The sequence below is a fragment of the Streptomyces sirii genome (assembly GCF_045690365.1).
Lineage (GTDB): Bacteria > Actinomycetota > Actinomycetes > Streptomycetales > Streptomycetaceae > Streptomyces > Streptomyces sirii.
Window position 1 is genome coordinate 77,333 of the sequence record NZ_CP147982.1, and the last position, 21,326, is coordinate 98,658.

At 70.2% G+C, this 21,326-nt stretch carries 19 protein-coding genes and 1 pseudogene; 11 read left to right on the top strand and 9 right to left on the bottom strand.

Annotated features, from left to right (window positions below; all coding sequences use genetic code 11):
• Positions 1-8: 8 nt before the first annotated feature.
• Positions 9-350, bottom strand: a complete 342-nt coding sequence (locus WAB15_RS00365; RefSeq protein WP_399149233.1) for a hypothetical protein — start codon at positions 348-350, stop codon at positions 9-11.
• A gap of 204 nt (positions 351-554) precedes the next feature.
• Here WAB15_RS00365 and WAB15_RS00370 point away from each other — a divergent pair, with 204 nt between their 5' ends.
• A complete protein-coding gene (locus WAB15_RS00370) occupies positions 555-1,271 on the top strand; it encodes a hypothetical protein (protein WP_407284822.1) in 717 nt (238 codons plus the stop codon).
• A gap of 66 nt (positions 1,272-1,337) precedes the next feature.
• On the opposite strand, the gene WAB15_RS00375 is transcribed toward WAB15_RS00370, so the two are convergent.
• Complete coding sequence (locus WAB15_RS00375) at positions 1,338-2,639, bottom strand: LuxR C-terminal-related transcriptional regulator (protein WP_407284823.1); 1,302 nt, start codon at positions 2,637-2,639, stop codon at positions 1,338-1,340.
• 189 nt (positions 2,640-2,828) lie between these two features.
• Between WAB15_RS00375 and WAB15_RS00380 the strand changes: the two genes are divergently transcribed.
• From WAB15_RS00380 to WAB15_RS00400, 5 genes are all read left to right on the top strand, one after another.
• Positions 2,829-3,770 carry an NADP-dependent oxidoreductase gene (locus tag WAB15_RS00380; protein WP_399149230.1) on the top strand — a complete coding sequence of 314 codons (942 nt, stop codon included), beginning with the start codon at positions 2,829-2,831 and terminating at the stop codon, positions 3,768-3,770.
• Between the two features lie 176 nt (positions 3,771-3,946).
• Positions 3,947-5,269 (top strand): M64 family metallopeptidase, encoded by a 1,323-nt coding sequence (locus WAB15_RS00385; protein WP_399149229.1) that lies wholly within the window; start codon positions 3,947-3,949, stop codon positions 5,267-5,269.
• Between the two features lie 188 nt (positions 5,270-5,457).
• Complete coding sequence (locus tag WAB15_RS00390; protein WP_407284824.1) at positions 5,458-6,363, top strand: aminoglycoside phosphotransferase family protein; 906 nt, start codon at positions 5,458-5,460, stop codon at positions 6,361-6,363.
• A 101-nt stretch (positions 6,364-6,464) separates the two neighbouring features.
• The gene (locus WAB15_RS00395; RefSeq protein WP_399149227.1) at positions 6,465-6,770 is read left to right on the top strand and encodes a hypothetical protein; all 306 of its coding nucleotides are present in this window, start codon (positions 6,465-6,467) and stop codon (positions 6,768-6,770) included.
• 208 nt (positions 6,771-6,978) lie between these two features.
• On the top strand, positions 6,979-7,635 hold the full coding sequence (locus tag WAB15_RS00400; RefSeq protein ID WP_399149226.1) for a LysE family translocator: 657 nt from the start codon (positions 6,979-6,981) through the stop codon (positions 7,633-7,635).
• A 224-nt stretch (positions 7,636-7,859) separates the two neighbouring features.
• On the opposite strand, the pseudogene WAB15_RS00405 reads toward WAB15_RS00400, so the two are convergent.
• From WAB15_RS00405 to WAB15_RS00415, 3 genes and pseudogenes are all read right to left on the bottom strand, one after another.
• A pseudogene (locus tag WAB15_RS00405) lies at positions 7,860-8,597 on the bottom strand (hypothetical protein); the annotation flags it as partial.
• A 228-nt stretch (positions 8,598-8,825) separates the two neighbouring features.
• Positions 8,826-10,661, bottom strand: coding sequence for a glycoside hydrolase family 15 protein (locus WAB15_RS00410; RefSeq protein ID WP_407284825.1), 1,836 nt, complete (start codon positions 10,659-10,661; stop codon positions 8,826-8,828).
• 164 nt (positions 10,662-10,825) lie between these two features.
• Positions 10,826-11,833, bottom strand: coding sequence for a GlxA family transcriptional regulator (locus WAB15_RS00415; RefSeq protein WP_407284826.1), 1,008 nt, complete (start codon positions 11,831-11,833; stop codon positions 10,826-10,828).
• 141 nt (positions 11,834-11,974) lie between these two features.
• Between WAB15_RS00415 and WAB15_RS00420 the strand changes: the two genes are divergently transcribed.
• Positions 11,975-12,856, top strand: coding sequence for an NAD(P)-dependent oxidoreductase (locus WAB15_RS00420; protein ID WP_407284827.1), 882 nt, complete (start codon positions 11,975-11,977; stop codon positions 12,854-12,856).
• 1,512 nt (positions 12,857-14,368) lie between these two features.
• Here the strand turns inward: WAB15_RS00420 and tpg are convergent.
• A complete protein-coding gene (gene tpg / locus WAB15_RS00425; protein WP_399149222.1) occupies positions 14,369-14,932 on the bottom strand; it encodes a telomere-protecting terminal protein Tpg in 564 nt (187 codons plus the stop codon).
• Between the two features lie 9 nt (positions 14,933-14,941).
• On the bottom strand, positions 14,942-17,179 hold the full coding sequence (gene tap, locus WAB15_RS00430; protein WP_407284828.1) for a telomere-associated protein Tap: 2,238 nt from the start codon (positions 17,177-17,179) through the stop codon (positions 14,942-14,944).
• Between the two features lie 296 nt (positions 17,180-17,475).
• Between tap and WAB15_RS00435 the strand changes: the two genes are divergently transcribed.
• From WAB15_RS00435 to WAB15_RS00450, 4 genes are all read left to right on the top strand, one after another.
• Complete coding sequence (locus tag WAB15_RS00435; RefSeq protein WP_407284829.1) at positions 17,476-18,003, top strand: DinB family protein; 528 nt, start codon at positions 17,476-17,478, stop codon at positions 18,001-18,003.
• Positions 18,004-18,024: 21 nt separating this feature from the next.
• On the top strand, positions 18,025-18,972 hold the full coding sequence (locus tag WAB15_RS00440) for a trypsin-like serine peptidase (protein ID WP_399149219.1): 948 nt from the start codon (positions 18,025-18,027) through the stop codon (positions 18,970-18,972).
• 158 nt (positions 18,973-19,130) lie between these two features.
• Positions 19,131-19,628, top strand: a complete 498-nt coding sequence (locus tag WAB15_RS00445) for a potassium channel family protein (RefSeq protein ID WP_407284830.1) — start codon at positions 19,131-19,133, stop codon at positions 19,626-19,628.
• A gap of 58 nt (positions 19,629-19,686) precedes the next feature.
• Positions 19,687-20,040: an MmcQ/YjbR family DNA-binding protein gene (locus WAB15_RS00450; RefSeq protein WP_407284831.1), complete on the top strand. Its 354-nt coding sequence runs from the start codon at positions 19,687-19,689 to the stop codon at positions 20,038-20,040.
• A gap of 16 nt (positions 20,041-20,056) precedes the next feature.
• On the opposite strand, the gene WAB15_RS00455 is transcribed toward WAB15_RS00450, so the two are convergent.
• Both WAB15_RS00455 and WAB15_RS00460 read right to left on the bottom strand, forming a co-directional pair.
• Complete coding sequence (locus WAB15_RS00455; RefSeq protein WP_399149216.1) at positions 20,057-20,218, bottom strand: hypothetical protein; 162 nt, start codon at positions 20,216-20,218, stop codon at positions 20,057-20,059.
• Between the two features lie 365 nt (positions 20,219-20,583).
• A complete protein-coding gene (locus WAB15_RS00460; protein WP_407284832.1) occupies positions 20,584-21,186 on the bottom strand; it encodes a hypothetical protein in 603 nt (200 codons plus the stop codon).
• Positions 21,187-21,326: the final 140 nt, after the last annotated feature.

The following is a 21,326-nucleotide window of genomic DNA, read 5'->3' on the forward strand; positions in this document are numbered from 1 at the left end:
CGGCCGGCCTACGCGGTCTCATGTCCGGTGGCGGTGCCGTTGATCTTCTCGATCGCCTGCCGGGCCTGCTCCTGCGGGGAGCGGGCCGGCAACGTCGACACGGTCGTACCGGCGACGGCCGGCTGCGCCCGCTCCTGCGGCACCGTCTTGGGCTGGGGCGCCGGCGGCCGGGTACGCAGCCGGTGGCTGGCGGCCTCGTCCAGGGTCACCGGGCGCTTCACCCGGGCCGCGAGGCGGGCGGCATCCTGGCCCAGCGCGGCGACGTCCTCCCACGTCAGGCGCACCACCAAGGACACCTCGGCGTCGCCGTCCGGCAGAGCATGGATCGATGGGAAACCAGGGTCGGTCATGGGCCCTCCTCGCATCGTGGACCGGTGTCCTGAAGGGACACGGCTGTGAAGGGATACGGAAGACCACCCGCCCGCGTTCACCTCGATGTGTGCCCGTCCCATGCCAGGGGCGCATTCACCCCGATCCCCGTGCGCCCTGCCCGACTGTCAGACCCAGCCGTCACCATGGACTGAGCAGCCCACCACCGGCTTGGAGGCCGACTGATGGACGCACAGCGCCTGGCCCGACTCGACGACTCCGACTACGAACAACTGGTTCTCGACCACGCCCATCCCCCGGCGCGTGACCCCGGTGTCTGGGCGGTGCTGATCGACCCCGCCCTCATCGACCGCACCCGCGGCGCCCTCAACACGCTCTTCCAGCGCAACTCGTCGGTGCTGCGCAAACGGCGCGAGGAGCGCGAGCAGTTCCGGCTGGCGTGCTTCGCCCGCGGGCAGGCCGGCAAGGAGGAGTGGTTCGCCTCGAAGCGGGAGTACGACGCATGGCGGCACCGCGCGGCGAACTTCAGCCGGACGGTGCAGAACGCCCTGTCGGAGATCAACAAGGCGAAGAAGGACCTCAATCGGTCCCTGAACCACCAGGTCGCCCAGAACCACCGGGACCGCCTGCGCGACCTCGCCCTCGCCGTGCACAAGCACCAGGCCGCGCACGCCAGGGCCGGCGGCATCGCCGAGCAGGCCGACTACGAACTGTGGCGCGCCCTGGACCAGATCACGGTGCCGATAGGGCCGGCGAGCGAGCCGACGTCGCTGCGGACGATGCTCGACATCTACTGGACCGATGTGACGCCGGTGGCGGAGGCCGACGAGCAACGTGCGGGCGCGGAGCGGACGATGCGTGCGGCGCCGGGCGGGCAGGCCGCGCAGTTCAGCGGCGTGCCCCGAGCCCGGCACGTGGACAACGGCAAACACCTCGCCTGACGTGATCCGCCGCCCCGGCTCTCCGGCGGTCCCGGGCCACCGCGGGAAGTCCGTACGGCGACGGTCCTACGCCACCGCGTGGAAGAGCGCCGCCGCCTCGCCCCGGGACCCGACACCCAGTTTGGTCAGGATCTTGGCGACATGGAACTTCACCGTCGACTCGCTGATGTGCAGCTCCTGGGCGATCGCCCGGTTGCGGTGGCCGAGCGCGAGCCGGGCCAGTACCTCCAGCTCCCGTTCGCCGAGCGCGATGAGCGGGTCGGGGGCCGGGTCCTGGGAGACCCGTAGCGGGATCGTCGCCGACACCGTGGTCCCCCAGCCGGGTACGGCATCGACGTCCAGCCGCCCGTTCAGTACGTCGAGGCGGTCGGTGACCCGGCCGGTCGCCAGGCCGTCGGAGGTGAGGGTGCCCGGCCCGTCGTCGCGTACGGTCGCGCGCAGTTCGTCATCGGTGAGCTGCCAGCCGACATGGACACGGGTCACGGTCTCCTGCTCCAGGACCCTCAGCAGCACGGCCCGCACGATCACCCGCGCCGCGTGCGCCACATCGGCGGCCACCGTCAGCTGGGAGTCGGGCGCGCCCAGCTCCAGCCGGACGGGGCTGTAGCGCACGAGCGGCCGAAGCGACTCGGCGAGCCGGGCGAAGGCCTGCCCGGCCGGCTCCTCGGCGATCTCCTGGTCGCGTTCGGCCTCCGCCCGCAGCTCCACCAGGGCCGAGACCGCCAGATCCGTGGCGGTGGCGCGGGCCGCCGCATCGTCGAGGGTGCGGCTGCGCAGCACACCCAGCAGCCCGGTGAGCGCGGCCGAGTACGCCTCGCCCAGCTCCGCGATCACCCGGGCCCGTGTCCCGGCGGCGGTCCGCGAGCGAGCCAGCGCCCCGGGCACGGCCTCGGCCGCCAGCCGGTCGAAGTGGCTGGTCACCACGTCCCACAGTGCCTGTACGAGCGCGGCGGCAGGCTCGTCGACCGCCGGCAGCACACCGTCGTCCCCGCCGCCGTCTGCTTCTCCGCCGTCCGCATCCCGTACGAACAGCAGGACGGCGCCCCGAGGTGTCGCATGGCTCGTCACGGCGAGCACGGAGCGCTCGGCGCCCGCGAGGGGGAGGGTGCCCTGCCACGGGCGGCCCGGAGTGCCCGTGGCGAGCAGCGGCGCCAGGTCGGCGGTGGAGAGCCGGCCGGTGATCTCCGCATCGCCGTACGTCTTGAACGGTGAGTGCGCACAGTGCGTGGAGAGTTCGGCCACCGCCCGGTGCGGGAGCAGTTCGGCCAGGAGCGTGGAGAGCCGCGGCAGGATCTCGCCCAGTGGCTGGCGGATCACCTCGTAGGCGGCGGTCAGGGCGGCTACGGATCCGGATCCGGTCATCTCCATGTACTCCAGCGTAGCCAGCGGCTCCGGGACGAGTGCTGGCCTTTCGACCAGGCCGGACTGTCCTGATGGCCGGCGGCCGGACCCCACCTCACCGACGAAGCTGAAGCCATCAACCGATCAAGCACATGCGGCAGATACCGCGCATACGCCGTATGTGCCGCATCGATGCATCCAGCGGGGAGTTTCCACATGAAGGCGATCATCTACAACGAGTTCGGCGGCTCGGACGTGCTCACGTTCGGGCAGACCGACAAGCCGGAGCCCGGCCCGGGTGACGTACGGGTCAAGGTGGTGGCGGTCGGCGTCAATCCGCTCGACTACAAGCGGCGTTACGGGTGGATGGAGCAGCACTACCCGACGACGTTCCCCGCCGTGCCCGGCCTGGAGTTCGCCGGGGTCGTCGACGCGATCGGCGCCGACGGCGGGGGCACCACCGACCGCAGGCCGGCGGACGGTCTGGCCGTCGGCGACGAGGTCTTCGGCTGGACCAGGACCGGTGCGTACGCGGAGTACGCCCTCGCGGGGGACATCGCACCCAAGCCGGCCGAGCTGTCCTTCGCGACCGCGGCGACGCTGCCCGTCGCCGGTGAGACCGCGCAGCGCGTACTGGATCTGCTGGGCCTGACGGCGGGCGAGACGCTGCTGCTGCACGGCGCGGCGGGGGCGGTCGGCCAGATCGCCATCCAGCTCGCGGTGGCGTCGGGCGCCACGGTGATCGGTACCGCGTCGCCGGTCAACCACGACTTCCTGCGGGCGCTGGGCGCGGTCCCGGTGGCGTACGGAGAGGGCCTGGCCGACCGGGTGCGGGCGGCCGCCCCGCAGGGCGTGGACGCGGTCTTCGACGCGGCCGGCCATGACGCGCTGCCGGTCTCGATCGCCCTGCGCGGCGGGACCACGGACCGCATCGTCACCATCGCCGACCCCGACGCCGCCGATCACGGCGTGCCGTTCTCCGCGGGCGGTACGCCGTCGGAGCAGGTCGTGGCGGGGCTGGCCACGCACGCCCGCCTCGCCGTCGCGGGGCGGCTGACCGTGCCGGTCGCCGAGACCTTCCCGCTCGCCGACGCCGCCAAGGCCCAGGAGCTGAGCGAGGCCGGCCATGTGCGCGGCAAGCTCATCATCGAGGTCTGAGCCGCATCGGGACGGCGGCGGGCGCGGAGTCCGCCCGCCGCCGTCCCGAACTCATCCCTCCATCTGGACACTTGGGCCACTTCCGTTGCCCGTCTCCTTCCGCAGCCCTTACGTTGAGCGCGCTCAATCCGTCTCAACCCGCCTTCCCTACGGCGGGCTTCGGAAGGAAACCCCCCATGAACAGACGCATATCCGTCGGCATCTCCGTGCGCACCGCGGTCTCCGCCGGGCTGGCCGTCGCGGCGCTGGCCGCCACGACGGCCGTCGCGGCCACCGCTCAGGGAGCCCCCTCGGCCCCGCAGGCCCAACGCACCCAGAAGGTCGAGTACTTCACCGGTTCGGGCTCCCACCCCCGTGAGGCCACCGTCCCGGCCTCCAAGCCGCTCTCCGCCTCCGACAAGGCCGCCATCGCCGCGGGCGACGGCGATGTCACGCCGATCGTGCAGAACGGCCCGGTCGACAAGAAGCTCGATGTGGCCTTCGTCGGTGACGGCTACACCGCCGACCAGCAGGAGGACTTCCACGCCGACGTCCGCGCCAAGTGGGCCAAGATGACGGCAGTGGAGCCCTACGCCTCGTACACCGGCCTGTTCAACGTCTGGGCGGTCGACGCGGTCTCCAACGAGTCCGGCGTCTCCGGCGACCCCACCAAGGACGTGGTCCGCGACACCGCGCTCGACTCCGCCTTCTTCTGCGACGGCACCGAGCGCCTGCTCTGCGTCGACACCGGCAAGGTCGAGTCGTACGCCTCCAAGGCCCCGGCCGCCGACCTCGTCGTCGTCCTCTCCAACTCCACCAAGTACGGCGGGGCGGGCTACAACGACGTCTCCTCGCAGGTCGGTTACGACGGCATCGCCACCGCCTCCTCCGACAACGACCAGTCCGACCAGATAGCCGTCCACGAGACCGGCCACTCGCTCGGCAAGCTCGCCGACGAGTACGACTACGGCCAGTCGGGCACCTACACCGGCCCCGAGCCCACCCAGGTCAACCTCACCAAGCTGTCCGCCGACGAGATGGGCTCCCAGCAGCAGAAGTGGTACCGCTGGCTCGGCCAGGAGTCGCCGGACGGCGGACCGGTCGGCGCGTACGAGGGCGGCGGCTACTACCAGTACGGGCTCAACCGGCCCACGGAGAACTCGATCATGCGGACGCTCGGCCGCGAGTTCAACCTCCCCGGTCGCGAGGCGATGATCGCGGGCTTCTACCGCTATGCGAGCGCGGTCAGCAGCCCGGTGGCCACCGACCGCGCACTGCGCCGCGGGGACCGCATCCGGGTCACCGTGCCCTCCTCGGCACAGGTCAAGTGGTACGTCGACGGTCGCGAGCGCAAGGCCGCGCGCGGCAAGACCTCGCTCACGCCACGCACGCTCGGCGTCCCCGCGGACGGCCGGCGCCACACGGTCACCGCACGCGCGAGCGACCGTACGAAGGCGGTCCTCGACCCGGCGCTGCGCAAGCTGCTGGCCGGATCGCTGAGCTGGCGAGTGGCCCCGTAGGCACCTCACCGGCATTGCCGGGCCCTCCCGATACACCGGTATCGGGAGGGCCCTCCGTCGTGCGCACGCGCTCGGCCGCTCGGCTTCCGAAAAAGGCACGGCACTCTGCGACTTCGGACTGCGATGATCTCCGCCGGCGGATCGACGCCAGGCCGAGGAAGTGGCCGAAGAGGCCGAGGAAGGTAGTGATGAGCACGCACAGGATGCACACCGACGAGGTGGACATCGACGACTCCCTCGTACGGCGGCTGCTCGGCAAGCGGTTTCCGCAGTGGGCGGATCTCCCCGTCACGCGGGTCGACTCCGCCGGCACGTCCAACGCGATGTACCGGCTCGGCGAGGACCTGGTCGTACGGCTCCCCCGCATCGCGGGAGCCGCCGACGACGTGGCGAAGGAGCACCGGTGGCTGCCCCGGCTCGCCCCGCCGCTTCCGGTCGCCGTCCCCGAACCGCTGGGCCTGGGCACGCCGGCTGAGGGCTACCCCTTCCCCTGGTCCGTCTACCGCTGGCTTGAGGGCGAGACCCCGGTCATCGGTCGGATCGCCGATCCCGGCCGGCTGGCGAAGGATCTGGCGGAGTTCGTCACCGCGCTGCACCGCATCGACCCGGCGGACGGGCCCCCTTCGTACCGCGGCGAACCCTTGGCGGTGCGGGACGCCGCGACCCGCACCGCGATCGGCGAACTGCGCGGAACCATCGATGCCGATGCCGCGGCCGCGGTCTGGGACACGGCTCTGGAGGCGCCCGGATGGCCCGGCCCGCCCGTCTGGATCCATGCCGATCTGCAGCCCGGGAACCTGCTGGTGGCCCGTGAACGGCTCAGCGCCGTCATCGACTTCGGTTGCCTGGGCCTGGGGGATCCCGCGGTCGACCTGATCGCGGCGTGGTACGTGCTGCCCGCCGGCGCGCGCGGCGCCTTCCGGGCCGCGCTGGACGTCGACGAGGCGACCTGGGCACGAGGGCGCGGCTGGGCGCTGTCCGTCGCGCTCATGGAATGTGGCTACTACCAGGAGACGAACCCGGTGATGGCGGCTATCGCGCACCACGTCATCGATGAGGTCCTCGCCGAACGCCACCCGAGACCGCGCATGTGACCCACGTCATACAAAGTGCTGTCATACGTCGAAGTCCCCGTATCCGTGTACGGAGCGACGGGCCCGCAACACGTCACGACACTACGGGGAAAGGACATCACGTGCGTAACAAGCGAACTCTGACCACCGCACTCGCCGCCGCCGCACTCACGGTCGTCAGCCTGGGCGGCGCCGCCCAGGCCCACGCCACCACCGGAGCCGAGGCCGCCGCGCCGACCACCGCCCAGGCACAGCACCAGGTCAAGCCGATGGACGGGCCTCCCGGAACGGTGTGGACCGGCAAGAAGTTCTGGACCCTCAGCGGATGCCAGGCAGCCGGCACCGACCTGGTCAGCAGCGGCAAGTGGGCCGACCCCTTCTGCGACGGCTCGGGCCTCCAGTGGGACCTGTGGGCACGGCCCCTGTAAAGCCTCGCGGCTTCGGGAGCTTCACCAGTAGTCGCAGATAGCCGCACCCGGTAAGTCGGCTCGTCCCCGCGCATGTCCGCGGCAACGCGGGGACGAGCCGCCGCCGGAGGCAGCTGCACCCCGACGGGACGACGACTCCGGGCGGCCGTGTGCGCCAGTTCCCGGACGGAGTTCGGAGCGGCAAGTGCTGAGCCATTAGCCTCGTGACATGCTCACCGCCACCCTCGCGTTCGCCGGCGTCGCCGCGCTCATCAACGTCACGCCGGGACTGGACACTCTGCTCGTGGTCCGGACCTCCGTCGCACACGGCCGGACGGGCGGGTACGCCGCCGCCCTGGGCATCATCACCGGCTGCCTCGCATGGGGCCTGGCGACCGCCGTCGGGCTCACCGCACTGCTCACCGCCTCCCGCCTGGCCTATGACACCCTGCGCATCGCCGGCGCCGGGTACCTGGCATGGCTGGGCATCACGGCACTGTGGCGGTCCAGGCAACAGGGGCGGCACGACGGCGAGATGGACGCGGCGGACGAGACCGCCGCCGCCTCCCCCGACGCCTCCCACGGACGGCTTGCCGCCTTCCGCGCCGGGCTCGCCACCAACCTGCTCAACCCCAAGGCGGGCGTGTTCTACATGAGCCTGATCCCGCAGTTCATCCCCCATGGGGCAGCGGTCTTCAGCACCACTCTCCTACTGACCGCGATCGACGTCCTGGAGCTGGCCATCTGGTTCGCGGTGCTCTCCCGTGCCGCTTCCGCCCTCGGCGAGCGGGCCAGGCGCCGGTCCTTCCGCCGCCGCATGGAGCAGATCAGCGGCATCACCTTCCTGGGCTTCGCGGCGAACCTCGTGCTGGCCGAACGCGCCTGACGACGCGTCGGCGTACCCGACCCGCGCGCGCCGATCGGACTCCCTGCCCGTACGTCCTTGCGGGACGGCAGCAGCCGCGCCCCGAGGAAGACCGCCGCCGTGGCCAGCAGACAGGCCAGTTCCAGAACCGCGGCGTGGACCGGCGCGACGCTCGCCGACCAGCCCGCGGCACGCCGGTCCCCCTCGAACACCACCCGGTTGACACTGAGTACGGCGAGGTGGGCACCGATCGCCGCCCACAGCGGCGCCCGCCCCGGTGCCGTCCGCGCAGCCACCAGTGTGAGGCCGAAGACCGTGAGCAGCACCAGGTACGCGAGCGGGTCCTGTCCGGCGGGCGTGAGTCCCACGGGCGGAGCGCTCACTCCCAGCGTGTGCGCCACCCCGGCCTGCACCACGGTGGACACGGCCGGTACCAGCAGGAAGACCGTCGTCGTCCCCACAGCCGAGACCGCCCCGCCGAACCGCTCGCGCAACGAGGCCCAGGCGTGTCCGCGCAGCGTCAACTCTTCCGGCAACGCCTCCAGCAGCACCGCCACCAGGGCATTGCCCACCAGGAACGAGACGAGGGCGGCCGGCTCCAGCCCGGACCACCGGACCCATCCGGCCGCGGTGCCGGCCCCGAGCACCAGGGCCGCACACCACCCCGTGACGACGATGCCGCGGACGAGGCCCGCCGCCACCGCGGACGGCGGGCCCAGCCCCAGCGGCCGACGCCGCGCCGGCCGCCCGGCCCGTAACACCAGGATGACGGGCACGGCCAGCGCGCTCACCACGACAGCGGGCAGCAGCCGCCCCGCATACCCCCCGATACCGAGCGTCCGGGCGCCCGCCTCCCCCACCGCGTTCCCGGTCCCCAGCGCACCCGCCATCACCGCTCCCCCGAGCAGCGCCCTCCTCCACGGCCGCCACACCGAGCCCCGCTCCCCCGCGTGCCGATACCTCGCCTTCGCCTCCGCCGTCATGGTCACCGACCTCCGCACATCCTCTCCGCCAGGTCTCCGAGCCCTACGTGTGCCCGTGTCATCGGGCCTGATGCCGCACTTCGGCGCACAGGACACGAACGGCCCGGCAAACCCTCCTGCGGTACGAACCGCCCGGGGCCGGCACTACATCCGTCGGTCCAGCAGCCGTACGCGGATGGTCCGAGGGCGCAGATCACGGTTCAGCGGGGGGCCTCCGGTGCGCCGGCCTCACCCCAGCGCCCGGTCCAGGTTGAACGCCGCGCTGATGAGTCCCAAGTGGGTGAAGGCCTGCGGGAAATTGCCCATCTGCTCGCCGGTGCGGCCGATTTCCTCGGCGTAGAGGCCGACGTGGTTGGCGTACGTCAGCATCTTTTCGAAGGCGAGACGGGCCTCGTCCACGCGGCCGGCGCGGGAGAGCGCCTCGACGTACCAGAAGGAGCAGATCGAGAAGGTGCCCTCTTCGCCGCGCAGTCCGTCCGGACTGCCGCGGGGGTCGTAGCGGTAGACCAGGGAGTCGGAGACCAGGTCCTCGCCCAATACGTCCAGGGTGGACAGCCATTTCGGGTCGGTGGGCGAGATGAATTTGGCCAGCGGCATCATCAGCACGGCCGCGTCGAGCACATCGTCCCCTTCGTGCTGGACGAACGCCTTGCGCTCCGTGGACCAGCCACGGTCCATGATCCGCCGGTAGATCGCGTCGCGGGTCCGGGACCAGCGGAGCATATCCGCCGGCAGTCCGCGGTGGGTGGCGATCCGAATCGCCCGTTCGATCGCGACCCAGCACATCAGCTGCGAGTAGAGGAAGTTCTGGATCTTGCCGCGGGTCTCCCAGATGCCTTCGTCCGGCTGGTCCCAGTTGTCGCAGACCCAGTCGACCAGCTTTCCGACGGTGTCCCAGTGGTCGCTGGACAGCGGCTCTCCCCATTTGTCGTAGAGATAGAGGGAATCGATCAGGGCCCCGTAGATGTCCAGCTGGAGTTGGTTGACGGCGTCATTCCCGATCCGGACCGGCGCCGAGCCCAAGTGGCCTTCCAGATGGGTCAGTTCCTCCTCGGGGAGTTCGCTGCGGCCGTCGATGCCGTACATGATCTGCAGCGGGCCGTCGCCACCGGTGTTGAGGCAGATGTTCTGGGACAGGAAGTGCACAAAGGCCTTGGCCTCGTCGGTGAAGCCCAGTCTGAGCAGGGCGTAGATGCAGAACGCGGCGTCCCTCACCCAGGCATAGCGGTAGTCCCAGTTGCGCTCCCCGCCGATCTGCTCGGGCAGGCTGGCCGTGGGAGCGGCCACGATCGCCCCGGTCGGCGCGTACGTCAGAAGCTTGAGGGTGAGCGCGGAGCGGTGCACCATCTCGCGCCAGCGTCCCCGGTAGCGGGACTGGGACAGCCAGCCGCGCCAGTACCGCACCGTGGCGCCGAACAGCTCCTCCGCCTCCAGCACCGCACAGGCCCGTGGCTCCAGCCCACCGCCGATCCGGTCGAGGGCGAAGACCGCGGCCTCGCCCTCCTGGAGCGTGAAGGAGCACCAGGCGTCCGGACCGTCGATCTCCACCGGGACGGTCGACGTCAGCGCCAGGGACAGGTCCGGGGAGGCGAAGACGGTCTGGCCCTGCTGCATGCTCACCGTGTGCGCCTGCCGGCCGTAGTCGAACCGGGGGGCCACCCGTACGGTGAACGGGAGCGACCCGCGCACGCACAGCACCCGGCGGATCAGCCGGTGGCGGCCCGCCTCGCGTGAATCGCCGACGATCGGCATGAAGTCCTGGACCTCGCCGACGCCGCTGTCCGCGAAGAACCGGGTGATCAGGATGTTGGTGTCGGGGAAGTAGAACTGCTTCGTCCGGGCGGGCACATCCGGGGCGAGCTCGAAGGCCCCGCCGCGGTCGGCGTCCAGGATCGCCGCGAAGACACTGGGGGCGTCGAAGCGGGCGCAGCAGTACCAGTCGATGGTGCCGTTCGTGCCGACCAGCGCGGCCGTGCGCATATCGCCGATCAGGCCGTGCTCGGCGATCGGTGTGTAGCGGGGTGCGTCCGCCTTGCTGGGGCGCAGACTCTCGCATGTGGTCATGTGACCTCCCCTGCGCGGGGGAGCAGGAGCAATGGATTCAGGTTACCTCCGGGTGGTTGCGGACGGCGACCAACCGCATCGACAGCGGCTGACCTGCACCGGAACCGGCGCGCGGCCCATCGGCGAGCCCGCCGGGACACCTGCCGGCGGGCGGGGCGCGTCCCTCAGCGCGGGCCCCGCCCCGGCACCGCCCTGGGGAACGCCCGCCGGTACTCCCCCGGCGACACCCCCACCTGCTTGACGAAGTGGTGCCGGAGATTGTTCGCCGTCCCCAGCCCGCTCAGCTCACCGATCTTGTCGATCGGCAGGTCGGTGGCTTCCAGCAGGCTCTGCGCACGACCCAGGCGCTGGTTGAGGAGCCACTGCAGGGGCGTCGTCCCGGTGGCCGCCTGGAGCCGGCGGTAGAACGTGCGGGGGCTCATCGCCGCCCGCCGGGCCAGGTCCTCGACCGACAGCGGTTGATCCAGGTGCGCGCGAGCCCACTCCAGTACGGGACCCAGGCCCTGGTCGTCGGCGACGGGTACGGACAGGTCGATGAACTGCGCCTGGCCACCGGGCCGGTGTGCGGGCACGACCATTCGCCGGGCCAGTTGGTTGGCGACATGCGCGCCCAGGTCACGGCGTACGAGATGGAGGCAGAGGTCGAGGCCGGCGGTCAGCCCGGCGCTGGTGAGGACGTCACCGTCGTCCACGTACAGCACCGAGTCGTCGACCTGCACCTTCGGGTAGCGCTCGGCCAGTTGGGCGGTGTGCATCCAGTGCGCGGTGGCACGGCGCCCGTCGAGCAGCCCCGCTTCGGCGAGCGCGAAGGCTCCGGTGCACAGGGAGACCATGCGGGCGCCCGCGTCGTAGGCGCGGCGCAGCGCGTCGATCAGGTCCGCCGGCAGCGGTCTGCCGTCCTCGACGCAGGGGTCGGGCACCGACGGCACGATGACGGTGTCGGCGCCGACGAGGTCGTCCAGCCCGTAGCTGGTCCGCAGCTCCAGGCCGGTACTGCCGCCCGCGACGGCCGGCTGGTCTGCCGTTCCGCACAGCCGCAGGTCGTACCAGGGGTCGGCCAGGTCGGGCTGCCGCTTGCCGAAGACGGTGCACGGGATGCTCAACTCGTAGAGGTCCCAGGAGGGAACCCCGATATCGGTGGGCACCACTACGGCGACGGAACCAGCGCTCATGCCTGAAGGGTATGGCAGGAATTTGGTGCCGGCCGTCACCACTGTCACTTCTTCCGGTCGCCGCCGGCTGCGAACGTGGTCCGTACGTGATCGACCACCGCCGCGGGAGTCAGCCGCAGGCGGCGAACAAGGAGTTGTGCCATGAACGCCCTGAATACGCCTCACCCGGCCGTCACCGTCATCGGTTTGGGCCAGATGGGCTCGGCGCTGGCCACCGCGCTACTGGAGCGCGGCCACCCGACCACGGTGTGGAACCGCTCGGCACACAAGGCCGAACCGCTGGTCGCCCGGGGCGCCCGGCTGGCCGCGACGCCCGAGGAGGCCCTCGCGGCGAGCTCGCTCATCATCGCCTGCGTACTGGACTACGAGGCGCTGCACACCGTCCTCGATCCCCTCACCGACTCCCTGGCCGGCAAGGTCCTGGTGAACCTCACCTCCGGCTCCCCGGAGCAGGCCCACGAGGCGACGGCATGGGCCCGGTCGCACGGCGCCGACTACCTCGACGGCGCGATCATGACGACCCCGCCGGGTGTCGGAAGGCCGGAGATGATGTTCCTCTACAGCGGTTCCGACGCCGTCTTCGAGGCCCACCGGCCGACCCTCGCCACCCTGGGAGACCCGCTGTACCTGGGCACCGACCCCGGTCTGGCCTCCCTCTACGACTCCGCCCTGCTCGGCCTGATGTGGGCCACCATGACCGGCTGGCTGCACGGCACCGCCCTGGTGGGCGCGGAGCAGACACCGGCCACGACCTTCACGCCCCTGGCGATCCGCTGGCTGACGGCCGTGGCCGGCTTCCTCACCACCTACGCACCTCAGGTGGACGCCGGCGACTACCCGGGCGACGACGCCACCGTCGACGTACAGATCGCGGCCATCGACCACCTCATCCACGCGGCCGCGGCACGCGGCATCGACAACGCCCTGCCGGAACTGCTGAAGGCGACCATGGAACGCGCCAAGGCCGCCGGCCACGGCCAGGCCAGCTACGCGGGCGTGATCGAGGTGCTGAGGGGGGCCTGAGACAGAGGCCGAGGTAGGGGCCTGAGCGGCGGTGGAGCGGCGGGCGGGGGTGGCGGGCTCGTCCCGATAACGCGCGCAACCCTGGGTAACCGGTCGCTTTCGGGACGGTAGGCGATCCTGCGGGCAGACGATCCCCGGGGGCGCCTGCCGGTGTGGCCTGCCTGCCCCCTCAGACAGACGGGCCACACCGGCAGGGTCCATCAGCCCCCTGCCACGACAGGTATTGCAATGCGAGAAGCCGAGGAGAATACTGAGTATTCCTGGCTGGGAAGGCCCCGGAAACGCGCTGCGTGTGGACAAGGATGCCGCACGCAGCGTTTTCATTGTGAGACAACTCGGTAAGGCCTGGGCCGCCATGACACTCGATGGCTTCGACGGCCACGTGCGAGAACCCCCGGTTCACGGAGTGAACGAGGGTTCTCATAGTGTCACTACCGATAGCGACCGTCGCAGCGTTACCGGACACCGGCCCCGATGACGCTTATGGTGCTTACCTTCGCCGTCGATGGCCGTAAGCCGAGATGCCGCATCAGATCGCACACAGATAGGGGATTTGAGGAGCAGGCTCGGTGTCACCGGAAGCCTGCGTCTCGCGGCAACTTACGAGGCCAGTCCTTACAGACGGGGACCAGCCTCGAAGTTATCTCGTTGGCTCGCTAGTGGCGGCCTCCGCGACCGAATCCGCGGCCTCCGCGACCGTAGCCGCGTCCTCCGCGACCGTAGCCGCGTCCACGACCGCGACCAAAGCGACGTCCGCGTCCGTAGCCACGTCCGTATCCGTCGCCCCAACCGCCGCAGTCATCCCTGTGCCTGAGAGGGAGTACGTTGCGGAAGCTCATGTTGTGCCTCCTTGGAATCGCTGGGAATGGTCCAGCCCTCTCCAGTTGGACCACCTCCCACAGTACGCCGGGACGCAAACCGAAATCAAACGGAAAACTGCTGAAACTTCACGTAAATTTAGGCCTCTTCGTGTACGCAAAGTGGCCGCTGGTTGCTCTCTGAATTCCCGCCCTCCGCGCCCGGACCAAACGAACTTCAGACCCAGATCCCCGGCCTTTTCACCTTCACCGCAGGTCCATTTCGGGTGGCGCCTGCCATAGCCGGTGCTATCCCCACTATCCGCTGGGGCGTCAGATCCGATACACCGTCAAAGCGGCTCATGGAACCTGATGCCGAGGTGCGTGAGAAGCCCTTCGCGTTGCTCGGCTGTAGCCAGAACCATCACGTATTCGGGCATAGGCTATGTGGTGATGCGGTTTCAGTTCCTCGTAGGCGATGTCACCGAAGTCGTCCAGAACGCTTTGGGCTTTCGAGTGCGAGAGGCATCGGCCGAGGATCTGAAAGCGTGGTAGGCCAACGCTCGGGCCCGCAGGTTCTATGTCAAGCACGGCTGGTGTGTAGACGGCGGGAGACGGCCCGGTCCCGGGGGAGCCGACTACGTGCGGATGCGGTTGCGGCTCCCATGGCTCCCACTGGCCAGTAATCCCTCGAAGATCGCTTGCGGGACGGCTCTTAGGACTCCAACCCCCACTCCACATAGTCGATATCGGTGAACTCCACCATCAGCCCGTCCGCGCGTCGCCCCCGGTCCTTGAAGTAGATCTCCTGGAGGCCTTCGGCGGCGATGTTCTGCAGTTGCTGTTCGGTGGCGCCGGCGGTTTGAGCGTCGAAGAGGCGGGCGGCGTAGGCAGGGGGCAAATGTTGGGTGATCAGCCGGATGCGGCCGTCGTCGGTAGTGCCGGGAGCGGCGGTGAACCCGAAGCGGGCCCGGGTCTCGATCGTGATCCCGGCGGTGCTGGCGGCCTTCTTCTTCGCCCGGTCGCGCACCCGCGGCTGCCAGTCCTTGGTGACCTCCGCGACCAGTCGAGCGGCGAGATCCTTGCGGGGCCGCCTGATCTGCTCCTTGATATAGCGCTCCACGGTCCGTTGGGAGATGCCCAGGCGCTCCGCCACCACTCGTGTGGACCCCTTCTCGTGCCTGACCAGGAAGCGCATCTGCGCACCGGCCGACTTGGGGATGGGGCGGGTGGACGTGCCCGCCACGGCCTTGTCGAGGCTGTCGCCGAGGATGCCCATCGCGATCCCCTATTCCCCGCCGGCGGCGGCGTCGGTGCCCTTGATGTGCCGGGCCGGGTTGGTCTGCTCGTCCTCGGTCATCGCGGCCACCCACAGGAATTCCTGGGTGCCTTCGTGCTTGACCATGCCGGGCGACACCCCCAGGCGGAATCCACCGGGCAGCGGCTTGCCGTCGTCCGTATACGGCAGGAAGTCGAGCGGCGAAGGGCCATGGGAGAGATAGACGGCGCAGTCGGACAGCACCGCGACGGGGAAAAGCCCGACCGACGCGAGCCTCGCCATCTTGCGGTGCATGTTGCTGCGGGCCTTGCCGATGAGTTCCGCCCGGATGTGGGGGCTCCAGGTCGGCCGCTCCAGGGCGGGCCAACGCTCGCCGTACTTGTAGCCGATGCCCTGCGGCCGTTCACGCAGCTTGCCGATGCCGCCTTTGACGGACGACTTGATGGCCGACAGGACGGCGGCCTGCCCAGGGTCGGCGTCCTTGTGCCGCGCCATGGCGTCGAGGAAGTCGGCGTCCGGCATACCCGTGCTGACGCCGAGGTCGGCCATGGTGGCCATGTAGGCGTCGCGCAGCCGGGTGTACCAGGCGTCCAGGTAGGCGCCGTGCTCGTACCGTACGTACGCCTCGGACGGCCGGACCCGGGCGCCGAGTTCGACCGCGTAGGCGACGGTCGAGGTCGCATACCAGCCGGGTCCGGTGGGCCGGTTGCCCTTCGGGGTGAAGGGGTTGGGCAGGCGTGGGTCGATCTCGACGTGGGAGAGGTCGACCAGCCAGCTGCCGGGCAACTTGGCGTCGAATTCCGGGGCCTGGACGTGCGTGGCCGGCCCGGTGCCGACGGTGAGGCGGTTCGCGGCCGCGGCGAACGCCATATTGACGTCGATACCGACCCCGTACGTATAGCCGCGGGCGCACTCCTCATCGGTGAGGGGCCGGAACCAGTCGTACGCCTCCTCGTCGAGGACCTGGTCCGGGGTGCGTTCGTGGTGGCGCGGGTAGCGGGCGGCGACGACCGGGTGTTCTGCGGGGGCCTCCGGCGGCGCCGGGTCGAGGGGCTCGGTCAGCGCGCCGGGGTTCGGGCCGGAGATCCACGAGCCGGTGCTCTCGTCCTTGACGGCACGGGTCGGTGGGCGCAGCGCGGTCATCAACTCCAGACCGCAGACGGCCGTCGAACCGCGCGGGGTGATGACCCGGGTCGCGTACGCGCCGAGCACACGGGCGAGTTCGGCCGGCGACAGCTGGTCCGTGTCCCCCCAGGAGCGGGCGTCCAGCGCGCCCCAGGGAAGGATCGCGAGTTGGACGCACCGGCGCCGGCCGTTCTGCGCCGGTCGGTAGACCCTCGGCCACGGGCCGAAGCCGCGCCGGGTGAGCTGCCATTTCGCACGCGCGAGTTGGGTGATGACCTTGTGGTCCGCGGGCAGGCGCAGACCGCGCCGGTCCTCCAGCGTGCTCGGCAGACCGAAGCGCTCGGCCGCCGCGGCGGTGATGACGACGAGCGGGTCGGCGTCCTTGCCGTGGCGATGGAGGCGGGGTGCCCCGAGCTTCGCCTCGGTCAGCGCCCAGTCCACCAGGGCTGCGACGCTCCTGGCCGGGCAGTCGAGGACCAGCCCGTCCACGCAGTACGCCGTGCCGTCGCCGTCCAGCACGGCCAGCGGCCCGTGGGCGAACCGGGGGTCGGGGGCGGCCGCGGTGGGGGCGGCCGGGTCAGCGGCGGGCTTGCGGGCCGCGACGTCGGGGGCCGCGGTCTTGCGCGCCGGGGTGCTGGGAACTGCCGTCCTCGCGGTGCTGGTGGCGTTGGACCTCCCGTTCGCCGGGCGGCGGGGCGACATCGACGACGGGGCCGGGCGTGCGGGCCGCGCCGGGACCGGGGACGGCTCGGCGGCGCGAACGGGAGCCCGCTCGGGGGCCGGTTCGGCAGCCCGGGCGGGTTCCGCGATCGGGACGGGCTCCGCGGCCGGAGCGGGGACCTGCGCGGGGGCGGTCCGCTCGGCGGGGAAGCGTTCGGCAAGGCCCTCCAGGAGCCGGATATAGGCGGCGCGCTTGGGCTGCCGCGGCTCGGTCCGGCCCGACTCCCAACTGGTGATCGTCTCGCGCCGTACCGACAGCGCCTTGGCGACCTGGTCCTGGCTCAGCCCGCCCGCCTCACGCAGCCGCTTGCGCTCGGCCGGTGCCGGAAGGGAGTCCGGCGCGGCGGCCTGGTCGAGCAGCGCGTCGACCGACGCGAACAGCGCGTCCTGTTCGTTGGGCACGGGGAACACCTCCGCCCCGACCCTATCCGAAACACGCGGCGGATCTCACATGAAACGCACCTCGGATCGCACGGGCGGCCGGCCGCCGGCCCACACCGCACACGCCTACCGGGGCAGGTGGGGATGCGTGCTCAGCGGAAAGCGGCACCATATTCTCCGACGCCCGCTGTTGGAACGATCTGGCCGGGGGGCCAGTGACCCGGGCAACGGTGTCGCGCACCTTCAGCAGACGTTCCGCATCACGGGTCGGACCTCGCACGGGTGCGGTGTCAGTGGCGTGTGCGAGGGTTCGGTGCATGGTTACGACACCGGATGGACGCCCCGTACCGCCGCCGCAGGGGGATGAACGCACGACGCTGGAAGCCTGGTTGGACTTCCACCGCGCCACGCTCGCCCTCAAGTGCACGGGACTCGACGATCGGCAGTCGCGCCTGGCCTCGGTGGCACCGTCCTCGATGACGCTGCTGGGGCTGGTCCAGCACATGGCGGAGGTGGAACGCAACTGGTTCCAGCGGGTGTTCGCCGGGGACGACGTGCCCGTGGTGTTCGAGGAAGACAAGGGAGACGGCTTCGCGCTCGCCCCTGACCGGAGCCTCGACGAGGTGCTGGCCGCCTGGCAGGAGGAAGTCGCGCGCAGCCGCGCGCTGACCGCCGACTCCTCGCTGGACGACGCCGGTCAGCTCTCCGAGCAGGAAGCCGGCCATGTCGGCGGCAAAGACGTCTCACTGCGCTGGATCCTGGTCCATATGATCGAGGAGTACGCGCGCCATAACGGCCATGCGGATCTGCTCCGGGAGAGCATCGACGGTGTTACGGGGGCGTAAGTACGGGGGCATAAGGCAGCCATGAGCCTGCCGATCGCCGTACGCAGCCGCCGTGCCGTCCTGCTCGTCGCCGTGCTTCTCGGCCTGTCGCTCGCCGTCCCGTCCGGGCCGGTCGCGCACGCCGTGGACCCGCCGGGCCGGTCGGCGGCGTCATCGGCCGATGCCTACTGGACTCCGGAGCGGATGGCGGCCGCCGAACCGGCCGTCGCCCCGCGGAGTTCGCGGGCGCCGCTTCGGTCCGGGGCCCCCACGCCACCGAGCCACCCGTTCGACGGCCTCCCCCAGGTGGGGACGTTCTTTTGGACGGACGCGCACAACACCGGCCGGTTCTGCGGCGGAACGGTGGTGCGCAGCCCGCACCGCGACCTTGTGGTCACCGCCGGACACTGCCTGCGCTCCCCCGACCCCAAGCGCCGACTGTCGTTCGTGCCGCAGTACCACGACGGCCAAAAGCCGCATGGCATCTACCCCGTCGACCGTATCTACCTGGACCAGCGGTACTACGACCTCGGCACCGACGCGGGTGCCCGCTGGGACTACGCCGTCGTACGGCTCCTGGCGCGTGAGGACGGCGCCGAGGTGGAGGATGTGACCGGTGGCTTCGATCTCATGCCGTACCCGGGATACGACCATCGGCGTGTACGGCTCATCGGCTACCCCGGCAACAGCGACACCACCCACCCCAAGCCGCTGGACTGCACCTCGTCCACGCATCGGTACACCAGCGCCGACCCGGCCGCCCCCGGCGACTTCCTTGAGATCGCCTGCGCCGGCTATATCGGCGGCACATCGGGCGGACCGTTCCTGGTGCGGGACTTCACCGGTTACGCCCTGATCGGCGTCATCGGCGGCTATCACACCGGCGGTGACTTCCCCGACGTCTCCTACAGCTCGTATTTCACCCTCGACACCCTGGCGCTCTACCTGCACGCGGTGCGCGGCGATACGCCCGCGGAGCCACGCCGCTGAGCATCAGGGCCGGGGCCAGGGCCCAAGGAATACGACGGCGCGGTGTTTGACACGTCATCATTAGCCGGCATTTCCGGGCATGGCGTTTTCCCCTGTTAATGTCGGCGTCGAGGAAAAGGCCGGTTGTCCACCAGGTCCGCAAGGGAAGGGGACGTCCGTTGGTGCCGTCGTTTCTCGCCGCCGCACTGAACCGCCTCTTCAGAAATGAGGCGTGGCGCCGGCTGCACGCCCAGGCGGCGCTCTGGGTCACCTTGCTGATGACCGCGGTGCTGCTCGGTGGTGCCGCTCTGGTAGTCGTCGCCGAATCCGGTGCCCCGCACGCCAATATCACGTCATATCCGCGGGCATTGTGGTGGTCGGTGGAGACGGCGACCACCGTGGGCTATGGGGATTTCTACCCGGTAACGCTGTGGGGCCGCGTGCTCGCGACCCTGTTGATGCTGTGCGCCATTACGGCATTCGGTGTGATCACGGCCGCTCTGGCCACCTGGTTCGTCGGCCGCGCGGAGCAGGACGTGGTCCGCTTCGGTAAGGCGGTCGGGCATCACGCCCGCGAGGAAGCGGAGGCGTTCCGTTCGGAGCTGCGCTCACTGCACGCGCGTTTCGACCACGTCGAGAACCTGATCAGGGACGGCGGCCCGCGCTCCCCCTCCTGAAACGGCGGCATCCACACGTACGTCTTCGCGTGGTTCTTTGTATGCCTAAAGTAGAGCCATGCCCGATTCTGACGACGTCCGCCGCATCGCCCTCTCCCTGCCGGAAACGGTGGAGAAGGAGGCCTGGGAGATACCCACGTTCCGGGTAGCCGGGAAGATGTTCATCACCATCCCCGACGATGAGACGTCATTCGCCGTACGCTGCCCGATCCATGAGCGTCAGGAGCTGATCGCGGCGGAACCGAAGAAATTCTGGGTACCGCCGCACGAGGCCGGCTCCTCATGGGTGCGGGTCCGGCTGGCCGAGTTGGAGGATATGGCCGAACTGCGGGACATCCTCGTGGACTCCTGGCGGCAGGCGGCTCCGACGCGACTGCTGGACGCCTTCCCCGCGTCTCCCCCGTCGGACTGACCCGACTGACCCGCGCTCACCCGTGGTGGCGGCGCAGGTCGCTCCAGTCCAGTGCCTGGGATGCCTTCAGCTGGGAACGCTCCGCCGCCTCACGGGTCTCGGCGAGAACATCGCCGTGCTCCTTGACGAGCTTCTCGTAGATGGGCGTGGCGTTGGGCGTGTGCGTCGCGGTGTTCATGTCGATGGTCCCGTTCCCGTTGTGTCGATGGATGCGGCTCAGCAGGTTTCGCCGCCCCGGGATAAAGGGAGCACCTCAGTTGTCAGCTGAACTCTTGGTGCGCAAAGGGAGGTTGTCCCTACTCATGCGCCGCTCCCCCGTGCGGCGCGGGACATCCTGTCATGCGCGTGGCGAGCACGCAAAAGATCATCCCAATGACTGAGACCGTTGATGGGTGTTGATGGATGTTGATAGGCGTTGATGAGTATTGATTACCGTTGTCGGCTGAATGCACGGTTTGGATGACACCCCATGCGGCATTTCACCCCTTGGGTCACCAATGCATCAGCGTGCTGCGCGCCACACCCTTTGCACACCGTTCGCCCTCACTTCGACGCACGACCGGTGAGTACCGGCGGTCGACCTACGCTCGGCTCGGCGTAGCGGCCGTCCGACTCCTTCCAGTCGGGGTTCGTCGCGCAGGGAGCCGAGCTGCCGCCGCTGAGGCGCCGGCGGTCGGCTTCCCAGGTGAGGGCGATGGTGTAGCCGCCGTCTCGTTCCGCTTTCAGAGTCCGCTCGTGGCGCTGCTCACCGACCCCGGATTCCGTGATACGCCAGCCCGTGCTGGTGAGGTGGTCACGGAGGCTGCGCAGGGCGGAGGATCCCTCACGTGGGGCCACTTTTCCCACTGACCAACGGTGATAGAGCCGGTATGCGCCCTCCTCGGCTTGGTCGGCGATGCTTTCCACGCCGTCCGGATAGCAGAAGTCCGAGTCGAGGGTGTTCTCGTCGCCCTTGCGCATGTCGTAGACATTCGGTTGGAGAGTGCGGTCGAGGCCGAGGGCCGCGAAGGCGCCCTTGGAGTACCCCGTGACGCGGCGTGCCATGGACTCCGGCTTGACGTCGGGATAGCCCTCGGGGGTGGCGCGCTCGATGGAGAAAATGAGGAACACCCCGCCGATCACCAGAACCGGCAGCAGTACGGCCACCGCACAGCCGATTCCCCCTGCCCTGAGTGCCGCTCCGGACCTCGCCTTGCTCTCGATCATGTACTGGACACTACGAGCCCCCAATGGCCGCCCGAATCCGCTCGGCTGCCTATGCGGGATGAGTAGCTGAACGGAGTGCG

What these genes read in the sequence shown, in the direction of transcription:
- WAB15_RS00365 (WP_399149233.1), bottom strand. Translation starts at nt 350, where the DNA reads ATGACCGACCCTGGTTTCCCATCGATCCATGCTCTGCCGGACGGCGAC.
- WAB15_RS00370 (WP_407284822.1), top strand. Translation starts at nt 555, where the DNA reads ATGGACGCACAGCGCCTGGCCCGACTCGACGACTCCGACTACGAACAA.
- WAB15_RS00375 (WP_407284823.1), bottom strand. Translation starts at nt 2,639, where the DNA reads ATGGAGATGACCGGATCCGGATCCGTAGCCGCCCTGACCGCCGCCTAC.
- WAB15_RS00380 (WP_399149230.1), top strand. Translation starts at nt 2,829, where the DNA reads ATGAAGGCGATCATCTACAACGAGTTCGGCGGCTCGGACGTGCTCACG.
- WAB15_RS00385 (WP_399149229.1), top strand. Translation starts at nt 3,947, where the DNA reads ATGAACAGACGCATATCCGTCGGCATCTCCGTGCGCACCGCGGTCTCC.
- WAB15_RS00390 (WP_407284824.1), top strand. Translation starts at nt 5,458, where the DNA reads ATGAGCACGCACAGGATGCACACCGACGAGGTGGACATCGACGACTCC.
- WAB15_RS00400 (WP_399149226.1), top strand. Translation starts at nt 6,979, where the DNA reads ATGCTCACCGCCACCCTCGCGTTCGCCGGCGTCGCCGCGCTCATCAAC.
- WAB15_RS00410 (WP_407284825.1), bottom strand. Translation starts at nt 10,661, where the DNA reads ATGACCACATGCGAGAGTCTGCGCCCCAGCAAGGCGGACGCACCCCGC.
- WAB15_RS00415 (WP_407284826.1), bottom strand. Translation starts at nt 11,833, where the DNA reads ATGAGCGCTGGTTCCGTCGCCGTAGTGGTGCCCACCGATATCGGGGTT.
- WAB15_RS00420 (WP_407284827.1), top strand. Translation starts at nt 11,975, where the DNA reads ATGAACGCCCTGAATACGCCTCACCCGGCCGTCACCGTCATCGGTTTG.
- tpg (WP_399149222.1), bottom strand. Translation starts at nt 14,932, where the DNA reads ATGGGCATCCTCGGCGACAGCCTCGACAAGGCCGTGGCGGGCACGTCC.
- WAB15_RS00435 (WP_407284829.1), top strand. Translation starts at nt 17,476, where the DNA reads ATGGTTACGACACCGGATGGACGCCCCGTACCGCCGCCGCAGGGGGAT.
- WAB15_RS00440 (WP_399149219.1), top strand. Translation starts at nt 18,025, where the DNA reads ATGAGCCTGCCGATCGCCGTACGCAGCCGCCGTGCCGTCCTGCTCGTC.
- WAB15_RS00450 (WP_407284831.1), top strand. Translation starts at nt 19,687, where the DNA reads ATGCCCGATTCTGACGACGTCCGCCGCATCGCCCTCTCCCTGCCGGAA.
- WAB15_RS00455 (WP_399149216.1), bottom strand. Translation starts at nt 20,218, where the DNA reads ATGAACACCGCGACGCACACGCCCAACGCCACGCCCATCTACGAGAAG.